Origin of the sequence: Lysinibacillus sp. NPDC047702 (assembly GCF_050272555.1) — a bacterium.
Lineage (GTDB): Bacteria > Bacillota > Bacilli > Bacillales_A > Planococcaceae > Lysinibacillus.
In genome coordinates this window covers 1-12,598 of record NZ_JBNNMG010000083.1, presented here as the reverse complement: position 1 = coordinate 12,598, position 12,598 = coordinate 1, and the positions used below count along the sequence as shown (strand labels likewise).

Here is a 12,598-nt window from a genome sequence, read left to right as displayed (position 1 = left end):
TAAAACCGTGTTGTTGCTGTCGCTTTTCGCTTTCGCACAGATAAAACCGTATTGTTGCTGTCGCTTCGCTTTTGCACAGATAAATTGTCATAGGACGTGGGGTTCTTAGTCTGAGTGCCTATATTCAGCGGTCGTTTGTAAGCCCGCTGAATAGGAAAAAATCACATTCATCTCGTCACCTATAAAGGTAGAAATATTCTGATGAATCAAGATAAATTGTTCAGTCAAATTTGTTTAATTCCAATGCTTTTTGGTCAAAATTCTATTATCTAGAAATGGAGGGATACATTTGAGATACAGAAAATTAATACGTACCCCTTTACATGAATATTTGGCTAAAAAATCAAGCGTAGACACTCTTACTTTGCTGAAGACAAAGACTAAGCATATTGATGATGTGCTATTTAAAAAAATCCCTACTAATGAAGGCATTGTTACTATTATTTACTGCTATTCATTGGTAGAGCAGCTCACTTTACAAACAATGATTTATACACCTTTAGCAAATTATATCCATCAAATTCATCAAATCTCAGATTGGATTGATGGGACAGACGATAAAGTAATCGAAAGTAAATTAAATGCAGGGCAAACGCTTATATATTTTCATAGTACTAAACAGCTAGTAAGTATTGATACGTATAGTGCACCAACAAGGGCTATAACGGATACTGAAATAGAATCAACAGTCATTGGGCCACAAGATGCCTTTACTGAATCGCTTGAAACGAATATTTCACTGGTGAGAAGACGTATTCGCAATCCCTTGCTTAAAAATGAGAATTATGTAATCGGCATAGAGGCAAATATTCGTATAACAATCATGTATATGGAGGATATTGTTAATCACAAAAATTTAGACAATCTTAAACATCGCATTAACAATATTAATTACCCTTCATTTACTGATATCTCTATATTGAAACAATTAATAGAGGACAATCCTTTGTCGCCTTTTCCACAATATTATATGACTGTTCGACCAGATAGTGTTAGCCAGTACTTAATTGATGGAAGAATCGCTGTTTTTATGGATAATAGTCAATCAGCCATTATATGCCCAACATCCTTTTTTGAAATGTTCATTTCAATTGAGGACTATTATAATCGTTGGACAACAGCATCATTACTACGCATTCTACGCTTTTTTGGATTTTTCTTAACAATTATCATTACACCGATGTATATATCAGCATTAACATTCCATCCCGAAATATTACCATATGAACTTTTATTAAATCTACAAGAATCAAGAAGTAAAGTACCTTTCCCACCATTTTTTGAAGTTTTATTTCTTGAGCTCATTATAGAAGTATTAAGGGAAGCAGGATCCCGAATGCCTGCAAAAGTTGGGCAAACAATTGGTATTGTTGGCGGGATTGTGATTGGTACAGCTGCTGTAGAAGCAGGGCTTATTAGTAATATTTTAGTTGTACTAGTTGCTACTTCAGCTCTCCTTTCATTCCTGCCACCTTATTTTTTAATGAGTAACACCAGTAGAGTAGTTCGCTATATTTTTATTATTTCCGCTGGCTTATTTGGACTTTTTGGACAAATGATTGCCCTGGCTTGGTTAATCATCCATTTACAGCATCTAAAATCACTCGGAACACCTTATATTGCACCTTTTATCCCTCGAAAGCTTACAGATTTACTGGATAGCGTTGTCAGATTTCCTATCAGATTTATTATTGCTAAAAAGGGGATTGCCAAATCACCAAAAAAATAGAGCATTTTCTGGGAGTTGAGGTAATGGTAATTGACTACAATTGATCAAAAATCATTAAATAAATATCATGTAATTTTTTTAGCACAAAGTCTAATGATTGGTACAGGACTTCTTTCACTACCTCAAAAGCTAAGTTCTTTAGGATATAGCCAAGCATTTTTCCCATTAATAATGGGGATTATTGCTAGTATAACTTTATGGCCAATGGTTTGGCTCTGCTCAAAATATCCAAATGAAAGCTTATTTCGAATCAATGAAATTTTATTAGGTAAATGGTTGGGTAAATTCATTAATTTAGCTTTCACCCTACAATTCACAATTTTTACTGCTGGTATTATTAGTGATTATATGAATTTAATAGAGAGCACTGCTTTACCGGAGCAAAACATTACTCTACCAGTGCTGCTTATTATCATGTTGTTTCTTTATATTTTAAAAGGCGGCATTAAATCCGTTGCAAATTTTTGCATTTTAACTTTTTTCATTACACTAGGTCTTGTTTATTTTACTAGATGGGCCATTGAAAAAGGAGATGTCAGCCATTTTCTACCTATTCTTAATTTCTCAAGTCATGCGTTTTTTGATGCCTTAAAAAATGGCTATTTTTCTCTTTTAGGCTATGAATTAATTATGTTTTACTTTCCATATATCATTCATCAAAAAAAGGCTTTTAAACATTCACTCATTGGCATTTGGATTAGTATTGCTCTCTATGTTTTCTCTACTTCTGTTAGTGTGATGTACTATTCTGAATGGCAACTAAAAAATGTAAAGTTTACAATTTTAAATTTATTTAAAGCTGGTGAATTTTCATTTATCGAGAGAATTGATATTTTGGGCATGACTCTCTGGGTGTTTCACATTTTATGCGGTGTTTCAGGTTATGCATGGTGTGCAAAGAAAGGATTAGAATCGTTGATGACCAAAAATCTAAAAAATATAAAGCATCTCTCTTTGATCATTCCAATTCTTGTATTTTGTCTCGCTGATATGCCCTTTTCGCAGGAATTTCAAAAGAATTTCTTCACAGGTAGTTATTATGTGGGTTATATCATTATTATTTGGCCTATTTTTTTAGGAATTGTATATTTGCTACGGAAAAAGAAGGTGGCTCAATGATAAGAGGTCTTATTTCAATACTAATAATTTGTGTCATGCTAATGACTGGTTGCTCTTCACCAGAGGAGAAGATTCCATTAGAAAAGCTGGGAATGGTTGGTGTGTTAGCTTTTGACTATATCGACGAAAATACAACTAAGCTAAGCGTAGCAATTCCTCAATTCCTACCAGATGTAGAACAAAATGTTCAAATCTTCACGATCGAGACGGAGCTAGTATCTGATGGAATCTTTCAAGTGGAAAGACTCTCTGATAAAAAAATTATTTTAAATCAATTACGGGTAGTGCTGATTAATGAGGAATTCGCACGAAAGGGTAATGTAGAAAAGATTGTAAAACACCTGTATAGAAGCGCTGAGGTAGGAAATAAGGTTTTACTAGCTGTTGTAAAAGGTTCTTCTTGTGAAGACTTGTTAAATGGCAATTATCCCGACAAGCCGAAAATTGATTTTTATTTAAATGATTTATTGCAGCCAAGCATTAACACCGCTTTTAACCCAAATACGAATATTCATGATTTTATCTATACACAAACGAATCCTGTAATTGACTCCATTTTACCAGTATTAGAAAAAAAGCATGAAAAGGTAGAAATAAAGGGGGTGGCCCTATTTAAAAATCAACATATGCACAACATAATTACACCTCATGAAGCATTAGTTATTCAAGCTTTACAAGGAAAAAAGCAGCTATCTCCGTTACCAATAGTATTGGATCAAGATAATAAAACAGAAAAGGTTTTTCTTGATTTAATTGAGAACGATGTAAAAATGAAAAGCAATAAAGATATCGAATCACCTAAGCTGTCTATTAATTTAAGTATCAAAGGGACTCTAAGTGAATATAAAGGAAAACGAGAGAACAATTTAAATACACTAACCAAATTATCAAAGCTTGAAAAAGATGTTAGTAAACAAATTGAACGAGAGATTCGAAATTTTATTCAAAAAACAATTGAACAAGATATCGATCCAATCGGATTAAGTGAAAATTTCCGCAAGTATTATCATGGGCAATGGACAAATGAATTAACAGATAAAATTCTAAATAATCTAGAATTTGATATTCATGTACAAACATCGATTATAAGTACTGGCACATTAAAATAAGTTTATCTGTATAAACAAATCACTTCAAGCAAATGAATTAAACTAAGAATCTGCTACTTTTTAAGTCAAAAAGTTAGTAGGTTCTTTTCGTATGGATAATAAAACCATCTCAAACCAAATTATTTTATATTTTTTTTCAAAAACGTATAGGAAGCTTTCGATGACATAGCACAGGAAATTTGATACAGTTGTTATATTATTTTACTATGGAAAGGTTTTTAACAATGAATTATATACAATTTATGAGAAATTTTATTGGTCATGAAACATTAATGACAATAGGCTGTGGTGTTATTATTGAAAAGGATCACAAAATATTATTACAGCATCGACTAGATGTAGACAATTGGTGTATACCTGGTGGCTTAATGGAAATAGGTGAAAAATTTCAACAAACAGCTATTAGAGAAGTATTTGAGGAAACTGGTTTAGAGGTTTTTAATTTGGATCTATTTGGAATTTATTCTGGTAAAGACTGCTTTGCAGAGTATCCAAATAAAGATAAAGTTTATAGTGTTCAAATTATTTTTAAAGCGTTGGATTTTAAAGGTGAATTATTACAAGAATCAGAGGAAAGCAGAGAACATAAATTTTTTGCCAGAAATGAGCTACCTTCTAAGTTAAATCCTCGACAAAAAAATTTTATTATGGATTGGGTAAATAATGTGAAGTTACCTATTATCAATTAATCCATTGAAAAATACAGAAGAGGTGTATATAAATTGAGAAACATTCTAACGAGTATCTTAAGTATTATTATTGGATTAACGGTTGGTTTTCTCTTTATGGGCAAAAATATAGACACCTCCAATAAATATACACTTATACTAATTTTAGCAGTAGCTATTTTAGCCCTAGTACCAATTTATCGTAAATCTTATTTCAGATGGAAGGATGAGCAGAGGAATTAATTAATCTCTCCTGCTCATTTTGAACAAATTGTGTTCCTAAATTAGCTTTTTTTCAGCATCAGGAATAGATTCAAATAATAAAAAATATGAAATTTGGTGTTAAAATGAAAATAACCAGTAAAGAGAAATTATTGTGGACTAGTATTTGCTTAACCATCTTTTCTATATTTCTCGTATCTTATCCATCTAATGATTTTGGAGGACCAATTCGTTGGGTCAGTTATAAGGGGCAACAAGAAATACAATCAGCATGGTCATTCTTTACACCAACTATTTTTACACAAACTCATTTTCATATGCTCTATTTTTTTATCAATGTCTTTCTAGTCTATTTGCTTTTAACCTATAGCAAAAAAATATTTATTTATATCAAGTCAAAAAATTAGAAATACAATATCCCTGAATTTGGTGAGACCATCTTGTTTTTAACGGATGTAAAAAATGGTTAGGATGCAAACTGGCCTTATTAATACCTCGATTTGCATATCCTAACCGTTAATTACAACCTCAGAGTATTCTTTTCGTTTTGAAGGTTTCTAGAAATTCATCCTGATAGCCTCCAAACCCTCAAGATCTCCCAAGATATATACGATTTATTGATATCGAGCTCTTTTCTAATTTATAGCGCTTTCATCCATATAAACAACTTCCCAGATATGTCCATCTAAATCATGAAAACCCCATCCATACATGAATCCATGATCTTGAGGGTCACTATAGAATGTTGCACCAGACGCCATTGCTTGGTTTACCAGCATATCTACTTGCTCCCGATTTTCGGCTGATAAACAAAAAATCGCTTCTGCAGAAGTTGAGGTATCCGTAATGTCCTTTTTAGTAAATTCTTTGAAACGGTCTTCTATCATGAGTAATGCAAAAATATTTTCGCTAATAATCATAGACGCCGTAGTCTCATCACTGAATTGTTGATTGAACTCAAAGCCTAACTCCCGAAAAAACTGAATAGATTTATTTAAATCTTTCACCGGTAAATTAATAAAAATATTTTTTGATTGAAAAGCCATTTTCCACACCTCCAAAATTTAAACAAATTACTTTTTGAATTTGTTCCTTAATATTTCCCTTACTTAGACCTCTGTGAAACAAATCACGAAATCTATATCGAACTCTAAGTATTTCTTTAAAGAAAGCTGAGCTTCATTTATTACTCGATTGATACTGTAAGCAATCAACGTTTTACTGTGCTGTAAATATAAGTTTATATGTCCTGGTGTATGAATAACGAATTCCGCCACAATACGGTAATTCTTGCCCATCTTTTAAGGTTTCAATCACCTTGCCCCTAGGAAGGTTCTCAAGATGTCCATTTTTTATCAAAGGAACTTCTCTTTGGATATAAGGTTTATCCAGTTAATGAGCATACACTTTGATATGACTGCTCACTTCCTGTAATAGCTCAGGAAAAAGAAGCCGAATGAATAATTAATCCTTGGTGATCCATATACTATCTAGCTTAAATACAAAGTTCTGTTTCCCTTCAAAAAGTTCCTGCTAATCCATTTATTTTGCTAACTTCAAGAGGTCGGATTTCGTCTTTTTGAAAACTATCAAATTTAAGATTTTCAGAAGTATAAAGTATAAAAGTGCTGCAAAAAATCCAATCAAAATAAAGATAAGAAGTCTATTCATATATGTAACAGCAGAAGTTAATAAGTATACTATTCCTCCTATGATTGCTCCACTCACACAATAGAGTACTGCTTGATTTAATTGATTTTGAATTTTAGTGTCGATTATCCAAGAAATAATAACTCCCAAAATCCCATAGATAACTAATGAATATCCAATAAAAATCCAGAATAATGTTTTAGATGAATATCCGCCCGTTTCACTTACTTCCTCCTCGATTGGAGTATAGCCCAAATATAAACTTAAGACCCAAGAAAAAATTATTGCAGAAATAATAGAAATTATTATTCTTTGAATAAATGATTGTAACATTGAGTACTCCTCCATAATATTATTGACTCTTTTTATAATTATTAAATATCAAACATTATAAAAGGCAAAAGAAGAAGGATAATTCTGCAGTAACATGATATTTCTGCTTAATCCAGAATAGCTTATCCAGTGTCTAGGCCTTTATGTAATTAAGCCATTTTAGAGGTTATAAAACAAAAAAAGAACACCACCTAATCATTTAAGTGATGTTCCACACCTTAACCCTTTGTGCAGAAGGGAAAAGATGCATCTAAAACAGTATACCAATTTAGAAAAATTAATTGTATCCAACAAATGGATTAAAAAGAAATATAATTCTATCGTATTGAATAATATACTTTTTCAACCAAAAGTAACCATTCATAAAGAATAATAGTAATTAATTTCAAACTCAGGTAAATAACCTTTAAAAAAAGGAAATTTTTAAGGCTATTCAGCATTCAAGATTATAATTAGAACAAATGATTCATTAGTTCCTTCAACATTCCAACCTAATAATTTTAGCTGGGCTTCAGTTCAAATTATGTTAAGTGAGTAGGTTACAATAAAAATTAAAACGATTAAAGGGGATAGAGGCAGATTCTTTAAAACTATTTCCTTCTCCTAATTTGATGAATGGAGTTCATTAAGAATCGAGTAGCATATTCAGCACAATATTCTTTACATTATTTATTGGGTAATGGTTTTTCTGGTCGTTTAAAACAGTATTTACATTCTGGATCACTACACTTTGATTCTAACCAACTATTACACTTTGGACAGAAATAAGCATCAAAATCATCGTAATAAACTAGATTGAACTTACAATTAGAGCAAAAATTATCTTGTTCAACTTGACCATCAAATACAAAGTTATCAATTATCACTTTATAACCATCTACTTTTATTTTCATAAACAACAACCTCCACTATGCAAATTGAATCAATTTCGCTTTGGCGTAATTGCGTCCGAATTTTGAATTGTGCCCGCACAAATTTGTCACCTTCTATTATTACCGTGTACATTAAATCACCCTTCCCAAATCCTTAAACATTTCATTTAAGAACTAAAAAAATAATTTCAACATCATTGGAACATACTAATACTAATAGCTCAAGCCATAATCTTAGTTGCACTATTAATCTCTAATTGCTAATTAGGTTCGTTCCTGTCATCTACAGTTAAGAACTTTGGTGAAATATAATCAGATAACCATATTATTTCATTACCTTGGTAAAACTTTATTCCCCCGTTTGCAGCTGTTGTAGCTGAAACCTTTATTATTACAGGGTTTGAATCTTTACGTCTCCCTCTATTTTGGCAGTATCAACATCGACTGATAGATGGACTTACTGTCTCCCCATTGGATTTAGCCCATCAAGTAGAATTTGCTCCACCAAATTCATCGCAGTACCATGATAAAGTATTGAAGGTGGGATACTGTCAGCTTTTAGTATTTTTTGAGGAACAGAATGACCATACAATGCTCGAATCTTTCCCTCGAATATCTCATGCCTTTTTTTATTAGATAGTTCAATCATCTTTCTCAAATCATATTCAGTGATTGTTTTCCACTGATTATCACTACGTACAGATGAAAGTAACTGTTCAATGTCTACCCAGCCCTCATTATCCAATTCTAATTCATATTCACAAGGAGCATGACGTAATGCATAAGATATCTCTTTGCTAAGCTTTGTAAAATCTTTACCATAGTTCTTCATATAATGCACCTTAATATCCATGAATACTCTTGTACAATAAATTCATATAAATAACTTATTTTTAATCCATAAATTTCTCAGCAATTTTTATATCCGCCTTTAAATTTAAATCTGGATATCCTTTTGTTTAAGTCATAATAATACATTAATAATTTTTTACTTTGAAATATCCTCGAAAATTTTACTTAAATATGACAATTCTGTTTTGGACAAATTTTCAAAAAATTAATAGTTTCATTTTCATCTTCGCTCAGCAGTTCTGCTAACTCTCTCCCATTTTTGAATCCTAGGATTACCTTCGTCTATTATCACTCTTGCATTTAAAATTATCCTAACTTTTACATCAAACATATTTAGCCCCCATTTCATGTAACCTTCAGGAAATACAATTCCTAGTTATCTATTGCCTTGATTATACCTCCATCTATAACACCTTAGAAGAACATTAACCAAGGAATCATCCTTCTATACTGAATTGACGGAGACTAACTAATGTATAAAATACGCAAGATTAATTACCTGGATAGAGAATGGAACAAAAGAATCTCCCACTGAATTAACAAGTATATATATAATTTTTACAAAATAGAGTATAACATTATTATTTAGGTTTAAAGTGATGGCGATTGCCAGATGTCATGCAATCAAGTGAATCACTTGGATTACCAACTAATACGTTAAATACCGAAGCTTCTATTCGGCAAGAAGTAAAAAATTTTGCACCTTTCATGATGGCCCGGGCTCAAAATTAATTGAGCACTAGGCTTTAATCAGTATAAGCTTTGAACCTCTAAATTTTAATTTGATGTTTGGATAGATGTTAATATCCCATTTTCAAAGTATAAATAATTATAATTATCGTATACCCATTGTTCACTTGTCCCATTTGCATTAACAGTTTTGTTAATATTGCTTGGAGCACCCCAGTTACTTAATAAAACATCTTCTTTCGTCATACCTATTTTTACACCACGAGAAGCTTTTTCTTGAATTACCCTCTCTCTTTCATTCCTCTCTCTTCTTTCAATTTTTTCATTTTCACGTTTGTTTTCTAGTTGTTCCATGCTATCTTTATGTTCTGTAATCTCTGTACCAAATTTACTTTCAATAAAAGCTAAAGTTTCCTTGTTAAGATTTTTAAAATGTAATTCATCGTAATCTCTACTAGGAAACTCGGAGGCATTATCAAAGATCTTTTTAACAGATTTATTATACACTTCAATAATTTCCTTAGTAGGTTTTAAATTATTCATATTAGATAAAAAAACATTTCGATAGTATAATACTACCGTATCATATTTCTTGTTATTATAATGAGTTATAAATTGCTGTTCTGTATTTTTAAGTTTTTCCAATTCTTCATCACTGTAATCTATTATCTCCTCTACTTCGGGACTTGTTTTAGAAGTTTCATCTTTATTTGATTTTGTATTTTCTAAAATAAAATACAATGCCACTCCTATTAATATAATCAACAAAACGCTTCCAATTAATGCTTTTTTCATACATTACACTCCTACTATTTATTTATTAAAATCCCCATTTATAATACATATTACTAAATATTAGTGGGAGTGGGTATATTTTTTATCTATTACTTCTTTACCTAATTTTACTTTTAACTATTGATATATAGCATTTAATAAAAATTATAGAATTAAGTAGAAAATTTAGATTATCATCACCGAGATTCACTATTTTTTCTACAGAAAATGCATGAAGTATAGAATAAAAAAGCCCAAGCTCAATTAATTGAGTACCTAGGTTTTACTGTTATGCATATTCATTTACCAAATTTGACTCCGTTAAATGGCTACAGTTATTGTTATTCACAAGTAATAGACCAAGAAAGTGACATAAAACCTCTTTCTACTATGGGTGAGCCATTGTTATCATAGCACATATTAGATTCATTTATTATTACGTCACTGACAAAGTAAGAGTTAATGAATAAACCAATGACCATTGCAATAAATAATAAAGAAATTACAGCAAAAAGGCTATTATAAAATTTTTCACTTGTATTAAAAGTATTTTTCACCTCATTTCACCTCCCTGTGAATATAATTTATTTGCAATCTCTGTTTTTTGATTATTCTAGTGCTTGTTCTTACTATATCAAATTCCCTTACCAAAGAGGTATATTTATCCTAACATTACTATCACTTCCATTTTAACAGTTACCTTATGCCGCTTTTATTGCCATTTTCGGTGCTTTATTTAGGTAATTTTGGTTTCTATCAACCAATTTTTATCTATACAATTCATGGTGATTTTCTTAAAATGATAAATAGTAAGTTAAAAAAGAGAGGTTTGCATAATGAGAGATTGCCCAAAATGTTTAGCTCCTAACGCTTATGAAAAGATACAAAAGGATGGTTATATTTCATATATTTGTGAATACTGTGGGTCCGTTATGGAAGATACTATGATTTTAGAAGAAGATACTACAATTACAGTAAAAGATAGTGTTACAGAAAGTATTGCACCTTCAACAACAATAATTAAAATTGATAATGAGTCAAAAAGTAATAAGCCATTTATTCTATTACTAGCTCTAATACTCATTTTTTGTGCCATACCATTTGTAACTAATGATTCTTTCCTTAACGATCTCAAAGAAATTATTAATATTAAGGTTGAAAATAATGAAACGGAATAAAAATCCCAATATTTCAAACCGAGAAACTACAATTACATCTACTAAATTAAATCAATTAGAAAAAGAAATGAGAATGGAAGGTGTGTTTTAGATGGATAAGCAAAAAATGCAACTGTTTTTGGTGGTTTAGTTATCCTAGAATATGATGGGGTAAATGAAATCAGCACTGTTTACATTCATTATCAAGATGGAAAATTATTTTCTTAATGATTTTGGAATAATGGTCAAATCGTCTGCAAGAAGTAGTCATGCAATTCTTAATTGTTTCTATTCCCTGTTTGTCAATAGGTAGCGTTCAAAGAGACGTCTTGAAGGATGGTAGTGGGATTATTTAGTATTGTTAACTATTTTCCTAAAATGTTATTAGAAGGTGGGAGGCATATATAATGATTGATTGTCCAAAATGTTTAGCTCCTAACGCTATTAAAAAAATACATAAGGATGGTTATATTGCATGTATTTGTGAGTATTGTGGATCAGTAATGGAAGATACGATGATTGTAGAAAGCTATACGACTATGTCAGAAAATATTATTATTAAGGAAAATACTTCTCTTGCGAAAATAGAAGAACCAGTAACTGAACTGGAGCAACCTTATTTTAAAAATAAAAAAGAAACATCGTGGCGTAAGATATTTATAGCTATTATATGTTTTATATTTTTTAGTATAGTTTTAGTACTTTTACGAGACGTGAAATTTTTCCCTTAAGTTAGACCAGCTCAATCAGTTGAGGAATTGAGAGAAAAAAATAGGTATGAGTATCAGCGAGGTTGAAGAAATCGCAACTTATTTTCCATTCAGTTCGAGAATTGGCGAGAAAATAAGCCCAAGAAATAGGTAAACATCCTATCTATATGGTAGCCAATCAATAAAATAGCCCACTTATTTATTAAGAGGACTATTTATGATTTCTAATCTATCACTTATCTTCAACAGACTTAAGTATATTCACCCGAATCCGAGTATTATGTTCATTAGTATTAAAAAATTAATTGATTTATGATTCCATTGTGTGTTTTGCTGTCAATCCAACTGCTTAATTTATAGGCTGCGTCTATCATTTACACAATTTCCCCAATTCTCATTCAGTCCATTCTCTTGATTGCTCTTTGTAATCCTGTTTATATCCCCTGGGGAAATCGAGGTGCTCAGTACCATCATAGCTCCACCCAATTCACAATATTAATTCAATTTTCGAGGATTTTTAAAATAAACAAACCACCTTAAAATTATTTCTACTGGACCGAGTGAAAAACGCTTTAAATAGTGTTGACTTACTTTTAGCTGAATGCTATAAATGATGACTGATGTTAGTCTAAATTATGGACACAGTGAATTGGGAGTTTATAAAGTATAATAATCTTAACAATTTACTAGGAGTGTCTAAGATGACAAAACGA

At 31.1% G+C, this 12,598-nt stretch carries 13 protein-coding genes and 3 pseudogenes; 8 read left to right on the top strand and 8 right to left on the bottom strand.

Features of this window, described 5'->3' with window-relative positions; translation table 11 throughout:
• The first annotated feature begins 289 nt into the window (after window positions 1–289).
• The 5 genes from ACQKIM_RS25040 to ACQKIM_RS25020 all read left to right on the top strand — a co-directional run bounded on the left by ACQKIM_RS25040 (window position 290) and on the right by ACQKIM_RS25020 (window position 4,868).
• Window positions 290–1,729 (top strand): spore germination protein, encoded by a 1,440-nt coding sequence (locus tag ACQKIM_RS25040; protein WP_427549144.1) that lies wholly within the window; start codon window positions 290–292, stop codon window positions 1,727–1,729.
• A 30-nt stretch (window positions 1,730–1,759) separates the two neighbouring features.
• Complete coding sequence (locus ACQKIM_RS25035; protein ID WP_427549143.1) at window positions 1,760–2,848, top strand: GerAB/ArcD/ProY family transporter; 1,089 nt, start codon at window positions 1,760–1,762, stop codon at window positions 2,846–2,848.
• Window positions 2,845–3,957, top strand: coding sequence for a Ger(x)C family spore germination protein (locus ACQKIM_RS25030; protein WP_427549142.1), 1,113 nt, complete (start codon window positions 2,845–2,847; stop codon window positions 3,955–3,957). Before ACQKIM_RS25035 ends, ACQKIM_RS25030 begins: the two co-directional genes overlap by 4 nt.
• A gap of 224 nt (window positions 3,958–4,181) precedes the next feature.
• Window positions 4,182–4,646 (top strand): NUDIX hydrolase, encoded by a 465-nt coding sequence (locus ACQKIM_RS25025; RefSeq protein ID WP_427549140.1) that lies wholly within the window; start codon window positions 4,182–4,184, stop codon window positions 4,644–4,646.
• A gap of 33 nt (window positions 4,647–4,679) precedes the next feature.
• Window positions 4,680–4,868 carry a hypothetical protein gene (locus ACQKIM_RS25020; protein ID WP_427549138.1) on the top strand — a complete coding sequence of 63 codons (189 nt, stop codon included), beginning with the start codon at window positions 4,680–4,682 and terminating at the stop codon, window positions 4,866–4,868.
• A gap of 614 nt (window positions 4,869–5,482) precedes the next feature.
• On the opposite strand, the gene ACQKIM_RS25015 is transcribed toward ACQKIM_RS25020, so the two are convergent.
• From ACQKIM_RS25015 to ACQKIM_RS24995, 5 genes and pseudogenes are all read right to left on the bottom strand, one after another.
• A complete protein-coding gene (locus ACQKIM_RS25015; RefSeq protein WP_427549136.1) occupies window positions 5,483–5,893 on the bottom strand; it encodes a VOC family protein in 411 nt (136 codons plus the stop codon).
• Window positions 5,862–6,290 (bottom strand): annotated as a pseudogene (locus ACQKIM_RS25010) (hypothetical protein); the annotation flags it as partial. The gene ACQKIM_RS25015 and the pseudogene ACQKIM_RS25010, both read right to left, overlap by 32 nt.
• A gap of 99 nt (window positions 6,291–6,389) precedes the next feature.
• Window positions 6,390–6,830 (bottom strand): hypothetical protein, encoded by a 441-nt coding sequence (locus ACQKIM_RS25005; RefSeq protein WP_427549134.1) that lies wholly within the window; start codon window positions 6,828–6,830, stop codon window positions 6,390–6,392.
• Window positions 6,831–7,495: 665 nt separating this feature from the next.
• Complete coding sequence (locus ACQKIM_RS25000; RefSeq protein ID WP_427549132.1) at window positions 7,496–7,723, bottom strand: hypothetical protein; 228 nt, start codon at window positions 7,721–7,723, stop codon at window positions 7,496–7,498.
• Between the two features lie 239 nt (window positions 7,724–7,962).
• Window positions 7,963–8,534, bottom strand: a pseudogene (locus ACQKIM_RS24995) (RNA 2'-phosphotransferase).
• A gap of 632 nt (window positions 8,535–9,166) precedes the next feature.
• On the opposite strand from ACQKIM_RS24995, the pseudogene ACQKIM_RS24990 reads away from it, so the two are divergent.
• Window positions 9,167–9,280, top strand: a pseudogene (locus ACQKIM_RS24990) (lysozyme family protein); the annotation flags it as partial.
• Between the two features lie 51 nt (window positions 9,281–9,331).
• On the opposite strand, the gene ACQKIM_RS24985 reads toward ACQKIM_RS24990, so the two are convergent.
• Window positions 9,332–10,039 (bottom strand): hypothetical protein, encoded by a 708-nt coding sequence (locus tag ACQKIM_RS24985; RefSeq protein WP_427549130.1) that lies wholly within the window; start codon window positions 10,037–10,039, stop codon window positions 9,332–9,334.
• Between the two features lie 320 nt (window positions 10,040–10,359).
• A complete protein-coding gene (locus tag ACQKIM_RS24980; RefSeq protein ID WP_427549128.1) occupies window positions 10,360–10,575 on the bottom strand; it encodes a hypothetical protein in 216 nt (71 codons plus the stop codon).
• Window positions 10,576–10,854: 279 nt separating this feature from the next.
• On the opposite strand from ACQKIM_RS24980, the gene ACQKIM_RS24975 reads away from it, so the two are divergent.
• Window positions 10,855–11,196: a hypothetical protein gene (locus tag ACQKIM_RS24975; protein WP_427549126.1), complete on the top strand. Its 342-nt coding sequence runs from the start codon at window positions 10,855–10,857 to the stop codon at window positions 11,194–11,196.
• 386 nt (window positions 11,197–11,582) lie between these two features.
• Complete coding sequence (locus ACQKIM_RS24970; RefSeq protein ID WP_427549124.1) at window positions 11,583–11,906, top strand: hypothetical protein; 324 nt, start codon at window positions 11,583–11,585, stop codon at window positions 11,904–11,906.
• A gap of 474 nt (window positions 11,907–12,380) precedes the next feature.
• Here the strand turns inward: ACQKIM_RS24970 and ACQKIM_RS24965 are convergent, their stop codons facing one another.
• Window positions 12,381–12,497, bottom strand: a complete 117-nt coding sequence (locus ACQKIM_RS24965) for a DUF418 domain-containing protein (protein ID WP_427549162.1) — start codon at window positions 12,495–12,497, stop codon at window positions 12,381–12,383.
• Window positions 12,498–12,598: the final 101 nt, after the last annotated feature.

What these genes read in the sequence shown, in the direction of transcription:
- ACQKIM_RS24970 (WP_427549124.1), top strand. Translation starts at nt 11,583, where the DNA reads ATGATTGATTGTCCAAAATGTTTAGCTCCTAACGCTATTAAAAAAATA.
- ACQKIM_RS24975 (WP_427549126.1), top strand. Translation starts at nt 10,855, where the DNA reads ATGAGAGATTGCCCAAAATGTTTAGCTCCTAACGCTTATGAAAAGATA.
- ACQKIM_RS25015 (WP_427549136.1), bottom strand. Translation starts at nt 5,893, where the DNA reads ATGGCTTTTCAATCAAAAAATATTTTTATTAATTTACCGGTGAAAGAT.
- ACQKIM_RS25000 (WP_427549132.1), bottom strand. Translation starts at nt 7,723, where the DNA reads ATGAAAATAAAAGTAGATGGTTATAAAGTGATAATTGATAACTTTGTA.
- ACQKIM_RS24985 (WP_427549130.1), bottom strand. Translation starts at nt 10,039, where the DNA reads ATGAAAAAAGCATTAATTGGAAGCGTTTTGTTGATTATATTAATAGGA.
- ACQKIM_RS25005 (WP_427549134.1), bottom strand. Translation starts at nt 6,830, where the DNA reads ATGTTACAATCATTTATTCAAAGAATAATAATTTCTATTATTTCTGCA.
- ACQKIM_RS25025 (WP_427549140.1), top strand. Translation starts at nt 4,182, where the DNA reads ATGAATTATATACAATTTATGAGAAATTTTATTGGTCATGAAACATTA.
- ACQKIM_RS25030 (WP_427549142.1), top strand. Translation starts at nt 2,845, where the DNA reads ATGATAAGAGGTCTTATTTCAATACTAATAATTTGTGTCATGCTAATG.